Source organism: Allofrancisella inopinata (genome assembly GCF_012222965.1).
GTDB lineage: Bacteria > Pseudomonadota > Gammaproteobacteria > Francisellales > Francisellaceae > Francisella > Francisella inopinata.
Window position 1 is genome coordinate 784,262 of record NZ_CP038241.1, and the last position, 15,936, is coordinate 800,197.

The following is a 15,936-nucleotide window of genomic DNA, read 5'->3' on the forward strand; positions in this document are numbered from 1 at the left end:
TGTTGCATATAAATGAAGCAAGTAATTTTGTTTATGATATTTATTCTTTTGAGCTATGACTGTTCACTAGATTTTCGTAAGGAATTAAAGAAATTTGAAAAAGATAATTCTTAAAAGGTTATGGAATGCTTCGCTGATAAATTATAATTTTTAAGTTAAAATTAAATATTAAAATCATCATCAACTATCTCCTTAATTACAATACCAGCTATAGTTAGTCCAAATAAAGATGGCATATAACTAAGGGTACCATTTGTGGCTCTAGATCGACCTTGTTGGTTTGGTTGAGGTTCTTTAGGAGGTAATGGAGCTATACCTTTTTCAGTAGAGAATACAGTCTTTATACCTTTTTTGACTTTTTGTTTTTTTAGACGTGTTCTCATAGCACGAGCCAGAGCACAAACATCAGTTTTATAAATATCAGCAACCTTTATTTGCATAGGGTCTGTTTTGCCCCCAGCACCCATGCTTGATATCGTTTTTATTCCTAATTCATGTGATGCTTTTACTAAATTAACTTTAGCATTTAGAGTATCTATAGCATCTATTACATAATCATACTTTTCAGCAGTAAGTAGACTATATGTATTTTCAGAATTAATAAAAGTCTGCAAGGCGTTGACTTGACATTTAGGATTTATATCTAAAATTCTGTCATTCATAACCTCAACTTTAGGCCTACCAACTGTACTATGCAAAGCAATAAGTTGGCGATTGATATTAGAGGGGTCTACTATATCCATATCAATTATTGTTAGTTTTCCAACACCGGATCTAGCGAGTGCTTCAATAACAAAAGATCCTACGCCACCACATCCTGCTACAAAGATATTTGCAGTTTCTAGTTTTTCTAAACCTTTCGAGTTAACTAATATTCCAGTTCTTTCTGTAATTGCTTGTATCATAATTATATGTAAACCTTATTTAAGTCATCTATATATTTGTATGCAAAAAGATTGGCATATATCTCACCGGTTATATGATCAACCTTACCTATGCCTAAAACATCAGGTAGCCAATCTATACTTTTGGTTACTATTTTATCATTATCTAGAACAAAGCTGTCTACTATAGCATTAGATTTTGCTATGAAGCTGTCGTAGTTAAGAGGCGTCACAATGGAATCCTCTTTTAAGCTAAAAAGGAAGATAGGTGTTCTAGTCCTAGTTCCAAAATCAACAATATCAGCATTCTGTAACGTTTGTAAAAATTCACGGTCATGAAAAATTTTTTCACTTAACAGATCAAGCATGGAGTTATTACCTGTTGGTATACTATAATGAGAAGCAGAGTCTTGGTTTGGAAATTTTTTATATAAAGAACTACTAAAAATAGCTTCAGCTAAGACGGTATTTGGTAGATCTTTTTGGTTAAATACATTTGCAAGTGTGTAGTGCTTACCGTCTATATTACATTTAGATTGAGCAAAGGTTGAACATTTCATGTTAAAAAATCCTTTGTCAATGTCTTTAATGTTAATAGTTTTATCAGCGTTACTGTAATTTAAATAGCTCATCAAAGTATTTGCTACTAATGCTGGTTTTAGCATAGAGGTTATGATTTTACTATAGAGTTTATATGTTTTTGAATCATTGTTATCTATCATAAAACGTAGGGTAGTATTACTGATATCATATGCACCACTTAAACCAACTGCAGCCCTATACCTGTACAACTTTTCAAGTTTGCTAATACCATCGCAATTATATGTAGATTCTAAACATTTTGCTGTCCAGATGGAATATGGAGCACCTTCCGAGTAGCCAACAGAAAATAGATTTAGCCTTTTTGTATCACTTAGTTTGTATTTTTCCTTAATTACATTAGAGATATCATTAAGTAGATCTATAGCTGTATTTACAGTTTGCTGGGGGTATAGGACATATGGATGATAATTTTTATAATCATCTCCTTGACCTATATAATCAGGGGCTACAACTATATAGCCATTAGCAGCGTAAAGAGCTGCATAAATAGTATTAAGCATTAGGCTAGTTTTATTGTTTTTACCTAAGTTTGATGGAACTCCACTATTATCAAATACAGTAGGGTGATAGTATAGAACCACACCTTTCGGTTTTTCTGTATCTGGTAGTATGAGTAATCCAGAAACTTTAGAGGTAATTTTTCCACTAGCTGGAAAGGTATTTGTAGTTTTATACGAAATTTTATTAAGCTGTAAAGTTTTTATATCTTGTGAGTTAAGATGATCTATGTCCACATCTAATACCTGCATATTTTTTATATTTTTATCACAATCTTGTTTGGATAAATCTTTATTGCAGAAATATTTTGTTTTATAAGTGTTACTTACATCATTAACTTTCCAAACTTCAGACTTAACTATTTCAGAGTATCCAAAAGAGGATACTAAACTTAAAAAAAGTACTATCTTTTTATTCATGTTAAGTTGGCTATTAATCATAATATATGGTCTACATTTTAGCAGTAAGTTTTAAAGAAATCTTTAAGTATATTAGAGTAAATAAAGTTGACATAAGAATAATTAATAAGCAAAATTGTTAGCGTTAAATCAATAATCTTTTAAAATAAACATAAACCAATAAATGGAGAATGTAATTATGGTATTAGTAGGCAAAAAAGCACCAATTTTTAACGCACCAGCAGTATTAGGAAATGGTGAAATTGTAGATAACTATGATTTTGCAAAAGCGATCCAAGGTAAATATGCTGTAGTAGTATTTTACCCTTTGGATTTTACATTTGTTTGCCCATCTGAGTTAATAGCTTTAGATAAAAGAACAGCTAAACTAAAAGAGCTAGGTGTGGAAGTTGTTTCTGTATCTATAGACTCTCATTTTACGCATAATGCTTGGAGAAACACACCAATCAATGAGGGTGGTATTGGACCAGTTAGTTATACTATGGTTGCTGATATTAATCAAAAAATTGTAAAAGATTATGATGTCCAAGCTGAAGGTGGTATGGCGTTTAGAGGTACTTTTTTGATTGATAAACAAGGTGTAGTACGTCATCAAGTTGTTAATGACCTTCCATTAGGTAGAAATATGGATGAGGTTATAAGAATGGTTGAAGCTTTACAATTTCATGAGCAACATGGTGAAGTGTGTCCAGCTGGTTGGAATAAGGGTGACCAAGGCATGAAGGCTTCTCCAAAAGGCGTTGCTGAATATTTAGCTGGTCACCTTTCAGATCTATAGTCTAAACGTTTATTTTTTTCTTCTAAGAAAAACTTATTTATTTTCATAAATAAAGTACTAGAAATATCCTAGTGAGCTGTATAAATGAAAAAATTATTTTTAATTATAGGTATGCTAGTATTTAGCAACCTTGTTTATGCAGCTAATAATTATTCTGATAATAATCAAAAATCGCAACTTACAGAAGATCAGTCATCAATCGAAAATAAATCTGTAATAGATATAGTTGAGCAGCAAGAGGGAGAAACCTTTGTTCCAACTACAAGTGTTGATATAGGTAAAACTATATTAGATTACACTTACCTTAATAAGCTTAAGTTACCATATTACCAAGCTATAGATAATAATGTAATATTTTCACAAGCAATGATGAATACCCAGCAAGAAACTGCGGATCCTTTGTTTATAATGCTATCTCGCCAAAATGGTCTTTTAAAAGATGATTATCTTTATGCTGGGGGAACAGCTTCATTTTTACCTATGTGGGGTAGAAACAACACTAGCAACCAAAATTCAACTTCTATAAATAATTATAATTTTGAGTATTATATGGTAAGTACTCTAGGTGATTGGACTTCTGTTTTTGCATCTGTAAACGTTTATACTGATAATGGTGATTGGAATGTAAATCCTGGTGGCATTTATTTTCTTTTAGGAGATTTAAAGCGTTTACCAGTATTTACATATGCTGCACTTTCTACGGTTAATTTTGGTAATTTTGATGAAACTACTAACTTTATACCAACACTTACTAGAATATACTTTATGCAATCTGGTGGTAATGTGAACTTATCGTATAATAAGGATGGTTTGCAGGCAAACGTAGTGTTTTTAGCGCCTTCTCAGAACCAATTTTTGCAAGTTGCAAATGCTTACAATGGTAATGCAAAACTTGGCTTTTCTGTAAATATGAAATACACATATGACTTAAATACAGTAGGTGATTACTGGTATTTTGGCTCAGCTTACTCAAATGTCTCAGGTTTTACAAATAAAAACAATGACAACGTGGGAGTTGTGGACTTTAACTTTGGAGTTAGTGTTAGTGACTTAGAATTTATGAGTGAATTTATTTTTACCGATAAAGGAGTAGATAAAACTACAGATGTTTCTGGATCTTTTAACTTAAAAGAAGGATTTTATACCTCATTATTTCCAAATTTAAATACAAATAATTTCTTATCATCTGGTGGGCAAGTATATTCATGGTCATCACAGTTAAATTACACAACAAAGTTTTACAATAAAGATCTAGTACCATATATTAGTTATTCTCAACTACAGCAATCTAGTACTAACTATGCAGCTATTATAGATACAGGATTTAGATATAACACCTTTGCAGATGCTTGGCTTGGTTTTAGTTATAGTTATATTAATGCCCAAGCAAATAAGTCTTTTCAACAAGATAACTTACTATCACTGTATTTAAGGATTTTTATATAAAAAGTTATAGTTGCTTTTGTGTTAAAATAGTTTTTATGTAAATTATTAAGGTTATAAAAATATGCAAGATTTACCACAATGCCCTAAATGTCAGTCACAGTACGTTTATCAAGATAACGATCTATTAACTTGTCCAGAGTGTAGTTATGAGTGGAAGTTGGATGAAGTTAAAAATGAGGATGATAAACTTATAGTCAAAGATTCAAATGGTAATTTATTACAAGATGGTGATACTGTTACAGTTATTAAAGACCTTAAGTTAAAAGGTTCTTCGCAAGTTATAAAAGTTGGTACAAAAGTCAAAGGTATCCGCTTAGTTGAGGGTGATCATGATATTGATTGTAAAGTTGATGGTATTGGAGCTATGAAACTAAAATCACAATTTGTTAAAAAAGTTTAGAATCACTTAGCTATTAGTTGCAACAGCTCCAAATAGTAAAAAAATTATCGTACTCATTTTTTAGTAAATACTTTTTTAGGATGCATTTAAATAATTTCTTTGAACTATATACTACATTTATAGCTATCTGTTGATATAATTTCATTATGGTTATATTTTTGTTGTTACCAAATGTCTAGACAAATCTTTATAGATACCGAAACTACTGGTTTTGATTTTAAAATTGGTAATAGAATTGTTGAGTTTGGAGCTGTAGAAGTTATTGATAGGAAGATAACTGGCAATACTTTACACTTTTATTGTAATCCAAATTTTGAAGTTGAAGCAGGAGCATTAGTGATACACGGTTTAACAAATGAATTTTTAGCAGATAAGCCAACTTTTGATGAAAAAGTTGATGATATGATAGAGTTTCTAAAGGATGCTGAAATTATAATCCACAATGCAGCTTTTGACGTACCATTTATTAATTGGGAGCTTAATTTATTAAAAAACAACAAGTATGGAAAACTTGAGGATCATGTTGCTAATATCGTAGATAGCCTAGAAGTAGCGAGGAAAAAACACCCTCTGCAAAAAAATAATCTAGATGCCTTATGTAAACGTTATGCTATTAGAAATGATCATAGAACATTTCACGGAGCTTTACTGGATAGTGAGCTTTTAGCAGATGTATACCTTGCTATGACAGGAGGACAAACTAAACTGTCATTACAAACTTCTAAATCTGCAACTAAAGATAGTGCCGATATAGATTTTGAAAGACTAAATTTACGTCAAGCAAGTGTTAGTAATCTTGCAGAACATGATAAATATCTTCAGGAAATACTCAAACTAGAAGAAGAAATTAGATGGTAAAAAAACCTAAGTTTATAGAGGCTGATAAAAATACTCTTGTACTAGTCGGAAAAGACTTCTTTCAAAGAGATGTATATTTAGAAAAAAATACTTATAAAGCTTGGTTAGCTTTATATGCTGCTGCTAAGTCTGATGATATAGAACTTTTTATTGTATCTGGGTTTAGAAGTTATGATTATCAACAAAAGATTATTGATAGAAAATTAGCCAATGGCCAAACATTAGAGCAAATTAGCAAAGTAAATGCTTTAGTGGGAGAAAGTGAGCATCATACAGGTAAAGCTATAGATTTGACAACCTTAGGTGAAAAAGAAGTTCTAACTGAGCAGTTTGAAAATACAGAAGCTTTTTATTGGCTAGAGAAAAATGCTTCAAAATATGGTTTTATAATGAGTTTTCCTAGAGATAATGAATATGGTTTTATTTATGAGCCATGGCACTGGTGTTATAAAGATGAAAAAATTAAATAAATTATTTTTGTTTTGCTGGGTATGTTTATTAGGTAGTTGCAGTAGTGCTTATATAGATGCTAAAGATGATCTTACGAAAGTAGAATTTGAATCTGGCAACTATCCTAAAATATTTTTTTCTGTACGTGAGAGGTTAGCACAGGCAAATTTAAAATCAGCTATAAAAAGCAATAACCATATTGGAAATATAGAGCAACTTAAAAATTTAAATAGTTTAGAGTCTGGCAGATTATTACAACTAAATGATCAGTACCAAATTTCCATAGATGAGTATAATAAAGCTTTAAGCACTGTAGCGACATCTAAAGAAGAAGCTATAAAACAAGCAAGAGCAATATTGTTAAATAAAAATACCTATGATTACTATGATACTGATAATGCGTATATAATTCCTGATTATGCTATAAATTTCTTGTATATATATCAAGCTTTAAACTATTTAAAGCAAAGTGACCCAACTTCTGCTCTTAAATCATTACAACAGCTAGATAATGCTAAATTTTGGACTCTCCAACAAGATGGTATAGCTAAAGGTATGGCTAAACTAGCACAAAAACAGCTTAAAACAGATGCTGTTAATATAGAAAATTTGGGCATTAAAAATTTCGAATTTTTAGAAAGCATGACTAATTTTTCTGACAGAATTCCAAATTCATATGGTAATCCTATGGGGTATTACTTAAATGCTATTTTAGAAAGTTCTATATCTAAAGATTATAATGCTGCTTTAACAAGTTTAATAAAAGCTCAGCAATATACAGTTGGAAATCATTACCTTGACCAAACAGTACAAGAATTCTATTCTGCAATAGAAAGCCAAACGTCACCATTTCCAATGGGAATGGGTCGGATAGTTGTTTTTTATGAGCAGGGGTTAGTAAACACTAGAGTTTCCATAAAAGCACCTTTAGATATTGGCAATATTGGAGTTAGGAAATTTCAATTACCTGTTTACAATACCCAGTACCAATTTTTTGAGCCTAAAAAGGTTATAATTTCAGATAATGATAGAGAATTAGTCAATACTTATACAGAAACACTATTAGATGGTACTTTATTCGCTATAAAATCTTTAGTGGCTGAATATCCTAAGGTAATTATGCAAAATACAGTTATTGAGGTGTTTAAATATAATTATGATAAAAAGTTTGCCTTAGGTGGGTTGCTAGGAAGTAAGTTGAAATTTGATTTATCAAAAACAGAACCAAAAGAAGCTGATTTAAGAAGTTGGTTATTGTTACCAAATAGTGTGGATTTGTTTGAACAACAGATAGATAGTGGTACATATACTATCCAAATAAATAATATACGTCAAAAAATATCAGTCCAGCAAGGTAAAACAACTTTACTATGGGTTGTCGATATAGGTAGCTTTAAAAAAGTTTTTTATTTTATTATTTGATATGAGAACTAATATTTTAGTTACTAAAACTTATGATATGAGATAATTTATCATAAGACTATTAAAATATATCAAATAAAAGCTCATTGAGTACTTCGGCAAGCTCAGTAACTACCTGTCGAAATGAATTTTTATTTCATCAAAATTACTGAAAGGGAGTGTTGTAACAGTCCCATAATACGGCGCTACACAAGATTTCTAGCTGTAATTATATTTACTCTCTATAGGCTAAATGATATAACTTAATTAGAATATTCATAATAATACACAAGGAAGTATCTTATGAAAAAAGTTTTAATTTTAGGGGCTGGCCGTGTAGGCTCTTTGACGTCATGCTTGCTTGTAGACAGTGGTGAATATATTGTCCATTTAGTTGATAAGGTTATACCTGAAGATAGTCCAACCTTGGAAAAAAATAATACAAATCTTAAATACATTGAATTAGATGTAACTAATACAGAAAAATTAGAAAAGTATTCTAAAGATAATAGTTTTGATGCTGTAGTTTCTTGTTTACCGTTTTATTTTAATAAAGGCATAGCAAGTTTAGCAGCTAAGTTAGGCCTTAACTACTTTGACTTAACAGAAGATGTTGAAACAACAAAATATATTAAAGAATTAGCAGCTACATCAAATAGTTTTTTTGCCCCCCAATGTGGTTTGGCACCAGGATTTATTAGCATTGTAACTAATAGTCTTTTGGGTGAATTTGAGCAAGTTGACATGGTACGTATGCGTGTAGGAGCTTTACCTCTTAATGTCTCAAATACACTTCAATATGGTTTAACGTGGTCTACAGAAGGTTTAGTAAATGAGTACGCTAAGCCTTGTGAAGCAGTCGTAGGAGGGCAAAAGAGGATTCTAGCACCATTAGCTGATATTGAAGAGATTAAAATTGATGGCTTAACTTACGAAGCTTTTAATACTTCAGGTGGTGTTGGTTCGATGATTGAGACTTATAAAGATAAAGTCAAAAATATGAATTATAAAAGTATTCGCCATCCAGGTCATTGTGAGAAAATGAAGTTTTTGATGCAAGATATGAAGCTTGGTGATGATTTAGATCTAATGGTTAAAATTATGGATAATGCTCTTGCTCGTATTAACCAAGATATAGTACTGATATATGTTTCAGTAGATGGAACTCGTAAAGGCCTTAAGTCTGAGCGTCATTTTGCTCAAAAATACCCATCCAAAATTATGTTTGAAAAGCGTTTTTCAGCTTTACAATTAACTACAGCAACAAGCCTTTGCGTGACTATAGATATCATGCTAAATAAACCACAAAAAGCTTCTGGTTTTATTAATCAAGAGTCTATATGCTTAAAAGAGTTTTATAATAATAAGTTTGGAGATTATTATAAAAATTCAGGTCTTTTGATACAAGCTTAATAGCGGGAGGTTATTATAAATATGTTAGAAAAATTTAACTTAGGTCTAGAAAACTATATAGTAAATGATAGTGGAAATACTATTGAAACCCTCAATCCAGCTAATGGTCAGATTATTGCTAGAGTTGCAAATCATAGTACTAAAGATATGCAAGATGCTATTGCAAAAGCTAAAGAAGCTTTTTTACAGTGGCGTCAGATACCAGCTCCAAAAAGAGGGGAGTTGGTTAGGTTAATAGCACAAGAACTACGTAAAAATAAAGATTCTTTAGGTAGTTTAGTGTCATTAGAAATGGGTAAATCTAAACAAGAGGGTGACGGTGAAGTTCAAGAAATGATTGACATGGCAGATTTTGCTGTCGGTCAATCACGTATGCTATATGGGGCAACTATGCATTCTGAAAGAGCTGAGCATAGAATGTATGAGCAGTGGCATCCGTTGGGTGTGGTAGGAGTTATTTCGGCATTTAATTTTCCTGTTGCTGTATGGTCGTGGAATGCATTTTTAGCGGTAATATGTGGTAATACAGTAGTTTGGAAACCTTCTGAAAACACTCCTTTATGTTCTATTGCTGTACAAAATATTTGTCAAAAGGTTATTAAAGAAAATAACTACCCAGAAATTTTTTACACTGTTATTTCAAAGGATATAGAAGCTTCAAAGGCTTTAGTTAACGATGAAAGGGTAAACTTAGTTTCATTTACTGGCTCAACAAAAGTAGGGCAAGATGTTGGTCAACAGGTAGCAAAGCGTTTTGGTAAATGTATTTTAGAGTTAGGTGGTAATAATGCAACAATAATAGATGAAAGTGCTGATTTAAAACTTGCTATACCTGGAGCTGTATTTGGAGCTGTTGGTACTGCTGGGCAACGTTGTACAAGTTTACGCCGTCTAATAGTGCACACGTCTATCTACGATCTGGTCAAAGAAAAAATGCTTAATGCTTACAAACAAATCAAAGTTGGTGACCCCTTAGATCAAAAAAACCTAATGGGTCCACTTATCGATCAAGCTGCTGTTGAGAATTTTATCAATACGGTTTCAAAAGCAAAAGAGCAAGGTGGTAAACTTATAATCGGTGGTAAACAAATAGAAAAAGAAGGATTTTTTGTAGAGCCAACTATTATAGAAGCTAACAAAGATATGCGTATAGTAGCAGAAGAAAACTTTTGTCCTATTTTATATATAATGCCTTTTGAAAATATAGACGAAGCGATTGAATTAAATAATTCGGTTAATTATGGGCTATCAAGTTCTATTTTTACTAATAACTTACAAAATGCTGAAAAGTTTCTCTCAAGCCAAGGTAGTGACTGTGGTATTGCTAATGTAAACATTGGAACTTCAGGAGCGGAAATTGGAGGAGCTTTTGGTGGAGAAAAGCATACAGGTGGTGGTCGTGAAGCTGGTTCAGATGCATGGAAAGCTTATATGCGTAGACAAACCAACACTATAAACTATGGTAAAGACTTACCACTAGCACAAGGTATCAAATTTAATTTGGAGGACTAAGAGGTTATGAGTATAGATATTTTAAATAAGCTATGGGACCAATACGTTGCTTTTAATCCTCATGTTATACAAATTTATGATCTATTTGTGAAACAGGGAGAAAATCCTATTAATGATCATATTGCGTTAAGAACATTAGATGACTCAAGTATAGATATAAATGCTTTAGCTCAAGTTTTTATAGACAAGGGGTATAGTATTTGTGGAAGTTATGATTTTGAAGTTAAAAAACTAAAAGCAATACATCTTGAGCACGTAGATGAAAATCAGCCAAAAATTTTTATAAGTCAGTTATTGACAAAAGAATTTAGCTCTTTTGTTCAGGAAACTATGAAAGAATGTATCAAAGCTATTCCACAAAAATTATTAGATAATAAAGAACAACTTTTGATTTCAGGTACTAGTTGGGGTAAGTTAAGTTATCAAACTTATACTAAACTTTTAGAAGAATCTGAATATGCAGCTTGGTTTTATGCCTTTGGTTTTAGGGCAAATCATTTTACAGTATTTATCAATAAATTAAAAAATTTTGACGAAGTAGCACAAGTAAATGATTTCTTAAAACAAAACGGTATAAAGCTTAACTTTTCAGGTGGAGAAATAAAAGGTACTCCAGATGATTTGTTAGAGCAGTCAAGTACAATGTCTGGTTTGGTAGAAGTAGATTTTATCGAAGGTAAGCAAACTATACCATGCTGTTACTATGAATTTGCTAAAAGGTATCCGGATAAAAATGGTAAGTTATATCAAGGTTTTGTAGCTAAATCAGCTGATAAAATTTTTGAAAGTACAAACTTCAAGAGCTAGTAACTTTATTAAAAATTTGCATTTAATTGAATATATGCTAAAATCTTGTTTTGTTATTTAATGGGGTGTACCCTAAACTTTTATAAACTTAATTAACTGGCATTTTTAAGTGAGGTGAGAGAAGTATGCCAAGCGTTAGAGTTAAAGAAAGAGAACCTTTTGACGTTGCTCTTAGAAGATTTAAAAGATCTTGTGAGAAAGCTGGAATAGTATCTGAGTTACGCCGTAGAGAATACTACGAAAAACCAACTTGGGCACGCAAAAGAAAAAAAGCTGCTGCTGTAAAAAGGGCTTTCAAAAGCAATATAGTAGCAGGATAATTTAATTCACCTTGAGAGTAAATAAATACTCTCATCTATTTTATTAGGAAATCTTATTTATACAATGTCACAAATTTTTAATCAGTTGACTCAAGATATGAAAGAGTCGATGAAAAATAAAGATAAAAATAGGCTAACTACTATTCGTATGGCTATGGCTGCTATTAAACAAAAGCAGATAGATGAAAAAATTGCTATAACTGATGATATCGTGATTGCTGTTATTAGTAAGATGATCAAACAACGGCAAGATTCTTATAATCAATATATCCAAGCTAATAGAGTTGAATTAGCAGATGGTGAAAAAAGAGAAATAGAAATTCTCACAAATTATATGCCAAAGCAGCTAAGTGACGAAGAGGTAGTTGCAATAGTGCAAAAAGCTATAGAGTCTGTAGGTGCTACCTCTATGAAAGAAATGGGGAAAATAATGGCATATGTAAAAGAAGAGTTAGCTGGTAGAACAGATATGAGTAAAGTTAGTGCTATAGTAAAATCTAATTTAATATAGTTTTCAGCTGTTTTAGAATATGACAAAAAGAGTCTCCAATAGTTTTATCAAAGATCTAATATCTAGCGTTGATATTGTTGATGTGATTTCACGGTTTGTTAAGCTTAAAAAGTCTGGTAAAAACTATAAAGGCTGTTGTCCATTTCATAATGAAAAAACGCCTTCTTTTTTTGTGACACCGGATAAAAATTTTTTTCATTGTTTTGGGTGTCAAGAATCAGGAGATACCATTACTTTTATAAAAAAAGTTAATAATTTGGATTTTATTGACGCTGTAAAAAATCTAGCAGAAACGATAGGTAAGCCTATAGAATATGAAAACCATTCTCAAGAAGATATACAGCAAGAACAGTTATATAATAAATGTATAAGTTTTCTGGAAACGGCTCAAAAATATTATCGTTGGAGTCTAGGAAATTCCAGTATGAAAGATAAGGCTATAGATTATTTAAAAAAACGTGCTATAAGTAGCGAGTTAGCTAAATTTTTTGGTATCGGATATGCTTGTGATGGGTGGGATAACATTATCCAATTGGCGAAAAAAGCAAAACTTGCTGAAGATATTTTAATTGAAACAGGTTTAGTAGTACAAAAAGATAACGGTAATATCTATGACCGTTTTCGTAAAAGGATAATGTTTCCTATACGTAATATTCAAGGAAATGTTATAGCTTATGGTGGTAGAGTGTTAGATGATAAAGACGGTGTGAAATATATTAACTCGCCAGAAACTTTAGTTTTCCAAAAAAATAATATACTTTACGGTTTATATGAGTATCGACAATTTAAAAAACAACACAAAAATGTAAGTGAAAGTTTAGTTGTAGTAGAGGGCTATATGGATGTGGTGGGATTAGCACAGCATGGCTTTTATGGGGCAGTTGCTACCTTGGGGACAGCATTTACGCAGAATCATGCGAAAATTTTATTTAGAGAAACTAATTCGGTGGTGTTATGCTTTGATGGAGACCAAGCTGGACAAAAAGCTGCTATGAGGACTATAAAAATAGTATTACCAACTTTAACTGCTAATAAAAAACTTAGGATACTGAGTTTAGAAAATAATAAAGATCCAGATGATTATATAAAAGAATATGGTTTAGAAGCTTTTCAGGATGTTTTAGACAAGGCATTACCTGTAACGGAGTTTCTAATTAAAAATTTTGTAGGTAATCGAGATCTTAATGCCGCTGAAGCAAAAATAGAAGTGCTAGAAAATTTAAAAGCATTTTTAACTGAAGTAGAGGAAAATATCTATTCAGAAAGCATAATAGCTACCTTATCTGATAAGGTAAATATAAAAATAGATCAAGTAAAGAAGATTTTAAAAATACGCAAGAGAATAGACAGTACTATAAGTCAAAATTTAGCTGTAAAACGCTATAATAAGCAACTAAGGATTTCCAAAAGCTTGCTTTTAGAACAAATATTATTGGCAGAAATTTTTGTAAATATAGAAGATTTTAAAGAGTTGCAAAAAAATACTGTTTTTGAGATATTTTCAGCTTCGCAAAATCTAGATATTTTAGCAAAGAGCTTGAAAATTCTCAAAGAGGACACATCTAATGAAATCGAAGCTATTATACTTATACAATTATTAGCAGAAGACTATCCGGAGTGTCGAGAGTATTTTTTTGAAATTTTGAGTTATGGTATTGAAAATACACTTAAAAAACATGCAAAAGAAGCTGATTACCAAAAGCAAATAGTAGATATGTTAAAACGAGTTGAGATTCTAAGCGTAAAGCAGCAACTTAAATATTTAGCATCGTTGCCACTTAGGACAGAAATCCAAGAGATGGAACGTAAATATTTAGTAGCAAAATTAGGTGTTTAGTTTAAATATTAAATGATAAAAATAAAAATAAAAATTCTATTGGAGTGTTAAATGACAAAAGAAGATTTGCTCTCAGATCTAAAAGATTTAATCGTTGATGGTAAAGAAAGGGGTTACTTAACGAGAGCTGATATTTTAGATGCTTTGCCTGGTGATATTTCGGATGATCCTAAAAAATATGAAGAGATAGAGGCAATATTAGTAGATGCTGGAATTGATGTTTACGATAGAACTCCTGAGTTAGAAGAAGAGGACGAACGTAAAGTAAGTGAAGCAAACCTTGATGATTTGAAAGGAAAAACTTCTGATCCTATCCGTATGTATATGCGAGAAATGGGTATAGTAGACCTTTTAGATAAAAAAGGTGAGACAGAAATAGCAATAAGGATTGAAGAAGGCACAACCGAGGTTTTTAGTACTATTTTGAGTTATCCAATAGTTGTTAAAACATATATTGAAAGATTTCGTGAGCTAGAGGAAAAGGCTACTGAATACATGGCTTCTCAGGAAATAGAAGAAGAACCTGTAACTAAATATATTAGATTTAATGAAATAATGGCTGGTTTTAGTGATGAGCAAGATGTTGAGGAGAAATTAGCTGAAAGCGATCATGAGGAAAAAATAGATACTCAAAGAGCATATGAATTTTTTATAAATCTTGAAAAACTTTATGAGCAGTATCAAGAAAAACCAAACAAAAAGCTCTATGCAACAATAGTTAAAGAGTTTGATAACTTAAGGTTATCAACGTCACATTTACAAAAATTGGTGGATTATATCAGATTACCATTTGTAAAAGTTAGAGAACTGGAAAGAAAAATTTTAAGGTTAAGTGTCGAGAGAGCCAAAACTCCTCGACAAGAATTTCTAAAAGTATATAAAATAGGCAAAATAGACTGGCTTGAGCCTATTATTAAAAAATATAAGTTTACTGAAAATGTTATTCGTGAGATAGAAACACTAACTAAGCAGATAAATCAATTCCAAAGTTTAATGATGATGGATATTGAAGAGCTTAAAAAAGTAAATTTGGAAATTTCAAAAAGTGAAGCTAAAATCACGCAAGCTAAGAAAGAAATGATAGAAGCAAACTTAAGGTTAGTTGTTTCTGAAGCTAAAAAATATACAAATAGAGGTTTACATTTCTTAGACATTATCCAAGAAGGTAATATTGGTTTGATGAAAGCTGTAGATAAGTTTGATTATCGTAAAGGGTTTAAATTTTCAACTTACGCTACTTGGTGGATTCGTCAAGCTATTACACGCTCTATTGCAGACCAAGCTAGAACTATTCGTGTGCCAGTGCATATGATAGAGACTATTAATAAGGTAAATAGGGTTAAGCGTCAGATTATGCAAGAAAAAGGTCGTGAAGCTACAGAAGAGGAGATTATCGAACATACGCCAAATATGACTAAAGAAAAGCTTAAGAAGATTCTTAATATTTCGCATACGCCTATTTCAATGGAAAGCCCAATTGGCGATGATGAAGATTCTACAGTAGGTGATTTTATTGAAGATAAAAATAACTATTCTCCAATAGAGTCAGCAAACTTAGAAAACCTAAGAGAAGCAATTAAAGAATTGATAGAGACAGGCTTAACAGAAAGAGAAGCTAAAGTTTTGATGATGCGTTTTGGTATAGGTATGAATACTGACCATACTTTAGAAGAAGTAGGAAAGCAATTCAACGTAACCAGAGAGCGTATTAGACAAATCGAAGCAAAAGCTCTTAGAAAGCTTAAACACCCATCTAGATCATCTTTCTTGAAGACTTTCTTATAGTCTCTAATTAACTT

15 protein-coding genes are annotated in these 15,936 nt (G+C 31.4%); 13 read left to right on the forward strand and 2 right to left on the reverse strand.

Annotated features, from left to right (window positions below):
* Positions 1–161: 161 nt before the first annotated feature.
* Together E4K63_RS03595 and E4K63_RS03600 are read right to left on the reverse strand one after the other, a co-directional pair.
* Complete coding sequence (locus tag E4K63_RS03595; protein ID WP_133940653.1) at positions 162–905, reverse strand: tRNA threonylcarbamoyladenosine dehydratase; 744 nt, start codon at positions 903–905, stop codon at positions 162–164.
* Positions 906–907: 2 nt separating this feature from the next.
* Positions 908–2,404 carry an alpha/beta hydrolase family protein gene (locus E4K63_RS03600; protein ID WP_133940655.1) on the reverse strand — a complete coding sequence of 499 codons (1,497 nt, stop codon included), beginning with the start codon at positions 2,402–2,404 and terminating at the stop codon, positions 908–910.
* A 178-nt stretch (positions 2,405–2,582) separates the two neighbouring features.
* Between E4K63_RS03600 and E4K63_RS03605 the strand changes: the two genes are divergently transcribed.
* The 13 genes from E4K63_RS03605 (at position 2,583) to rpoD (ending at position 15,922) form a co-directional block, all read left to right on the forward strand.
* Entirely contained in the window at positions 2,583–3,182 is a 600-nt protein-coding gene (locus E4K63_RS03605) for a peroxiredoxin (protein ID WP_133940657.1), read from the forward strand.
* Between the two features lie 84 nt (positions 3,183–3,266).
* A complete protein-coding gene (locus E4K63_RS03610; RefSeq protein ID WP_133940659.1) occupies positions 3,267–4,628 on the forward strand; it encodes a hypothetical protein in 1,362 nt (453 codons plus the stop codon).
* Between the two features lie 61 nt (positions 4,629–4,689).
* Entirely contained in the window at positions 4,690–5,028 is a 339-nt protein-coding gene (locus E4K63_RS03615; RefSeq protein ID WP_133940661.1) for a zinc ribbon domain-containing protein YjdM, read from the forward strand.
* A gap of 171 nt (positions 5,029–5,199) precedes the next feature.
* Entirely contained in the window at positions 5,200–5,886 is a 687-nt protein-coding gene (gene dnaQ, locus E4K63_RS03620) for a DNA polymerase III subunit epsilon (protein WP_133940663.1), read from the forward strand.
* Entirely contained in the window at positions 5,880–6,356 is a 477-nt protein-coding gene (locus E4K63_RS03625; protein ID WP_133940665.1) for a M15 family metallopeptidase, read from the forward strand. Before dnaQ ends, E4K63_RS03625 begins: the two co-directional genes overlap by 7 nt.
* The gene (locus E4K63_RS03630) at positions 6,340–7,758 is read left to right on the forward strand and encodes a COG3014 family protein (protein ID WP_208318251.1); all 1,419 of its coding nucleotides are present in this window, start codon (positions 6,340–6,342) and stop codon (positions 7,756–7,758) included. Before E4K63_RS03625 ends, E4K63_RS03630 begins: the two co-directional genes overlap by 17 nt.
* Before the next feature lie 282 nt (positions 7,759–8,040).
* Positions 8,041–9,150, forward strand: coding sequence for a saccharopine dehydrogenase C-terminal domain-containing protein (locus tag E4K63_RS03635; protein ID WP_133940669.1), 1,110 nt, complete (start codon positions 8,041–8,043; stop codon positions 9,148–9,150).
* Positions 9,151–9,171: 21 nt separating this feature from the next.
* A complete protein-coding gene (gene amaB, locus E4K63_RS03640) occupies positions 9,172–10,662 on the forward strand; it encodes an L-piperidine-6-carboxylate dehydrogenase (RefSeq protein ID WP_424922886.1) in 1,491 nt (496 codons plus the stop codon).
* A gap of 6 nt (positions 10,663–10,668) precedes the next feature.
* Complete coding sequence (locus tag E4K63_RS03645; RefSeq protein WP_133940673.1) at positions 10,669–11,469, forward strand: DUF1338 domain-containing protein; 801 nt, start codon at positions 10,669–10,671, stop codon at positions 11,467–11,469.
* Positions 11,470–11,594: 125 nt separating this feature from the next.
* Positions 11,595–11,789: a 30S ribosomal protein S21 gene (gene rpsU / locus E4K63_RS03650; RefSeq protein ID WP_133940674.1), complete on the forward strand. Its 195-nt coding sequence runs from the start codon at positions 11,595–11,597 to the stop codon at positions 11,787–11,789.
* A 64-nt stretch (positions 11,790–11,853) separates the two neighbouring features.
* Positions 11,854–12,300 carry a GatB/YqeY domain-containing protein gene (locus E4K63_RS03655; protein WP_133940676.1) on the forward strand — a complete coding sequence of 149 codons (447 nt, stop codon included), beginning with the start codon at positions 11,854–11,856 and terminating at the stop codon, positions 12,298–12,300.
* 19 nt (positions 12,301–12,319) lie between these two features.
* On the forward strand, positions 12,320–14,137 hold the full coding sequence (gene dnaG, locus E4K63_RS03660; protein ID WP_133940678.1) for a DNA primase: 1,818 nt from the start codon (positions 12,320–12,322) through the stop codon (positions 14,135–14,137).
* A gap of 51 nt (positions 14,138–14,188) precedes the next feature.
* Complete coding sequence (rpoD, locus tag E4K63_RS03665) at positions 14,189–15,922, forward strand: RNA polymerase sigma factor RpoD (RefSeq protein WP_133940680.1); 1,734 nt, start codon at positions 14,189–14,191, stop codon at positions 15,920–15,922.
* Positions 15,923–15,936 lie beyond the last annotated feature (14 nt).

Bases quoted from the DNA above. Each gene is read 5' to 3' on its own strand.
- E4K63_RS03595 (WP_133940653.1), bottom strand. From the start codon at position 905: ATGATACAAGCAATTACAGAAAGAACTGGAATATTAGTTAACTCGAAA.
- E4K63_RS03600 (WP_133940655.1), bottom strand. From the start codon at position 2,404: ATGAATAAAAAGATAGTACTTTTTTTAAGTTTAGTATCCTCTTTTGGA.
- E4K63_RS03605 (WP_133940657.1), top strand. From the start codon at position 2,583: ATGGTATTAGTAGGCAAAAAAGCACCAATTTTTAACGCACCAGCAGTA.
- E4K63_RS03610 (WP_133940659.1), top strand. From the start codon at position 3,267: ATGAAAAAATTATTTTTAATTATAGGTATGCTAGTATTTAGCAACCTT.
- E4K63_RS03615 (WP_133940661.1), top strand. From the start codon at position 4,690: ATGCAAGATTTACCACAATGCCCTAAATGTCAGTCACAGTACGTTTAT.
- dnaQ (WP_133940663.1), top strand. From the start codon at position 5,200: ATGTCTAGACAAATCTTTATAGATACCGAAACTACTGGTTTTGATTTT.
- E4K63_RS03625 (WP_133940665.1), top strand. From the start codon at position 5,880: ATGGTAAAAAAACCTAAGTTTATAGAGGCTGATAAAAATACTCTTGTA.
- E4K63_RS03630 (WP_208318251.1), top strand. From the start codon at position 6,340: ATGAAAAAATTAAATAAATTATTTTTGTTTTGCTGGGTATGTTTATTA.
- E4K63_RS03635 (WP_133940669.1), top strand. From the start codon at position 8,041: ATGAAAAAAGTTTTAATTTTAGGGGCTGGCCGTGTAGGCTCTTTGACG.
- amaB (WP_424922886.1), top strand. From the start codon at position 9,172: ATGTTAGAAAAATTTAACTTAGGTCTAGAAAACTATATAGTAAATGAT.
- E4K63_RS03645 (WP_133940673.1), top strand. From the start codon at position 10,669: ATGAGTATAGATATTTTAAATAAGCTATGGGACCAATACGTTGCTTTT.
- rpsU (WP_133940674.1), top strand. From the start codon at position 11,595: ATGCCAAGCGTTAGAGTTAAAGAAAGAGAACCTTTTGACGTTGCTCTT.
- E4K63_RS03655 (WP_133940676.1), top strand. From the start codon at position 11,854: ATGTCACAAATTTTTAATCAGTTGACTCAAGATATGAAAGAGTCGATG.
- dnaG (WP_133940678.1), top strand. From the start codon at position 12,320: ATGACAAAAAGAGTCTCCAATAGTTTTATCAAAGATCTAATATCTAGC.
- rpoD (WP_133940680.1), top strand. From the start codon at position 14,189: ATGACAAAAGAAGATTTGCTCTCAGATCTAAAAGATTTAATCGTTGAT.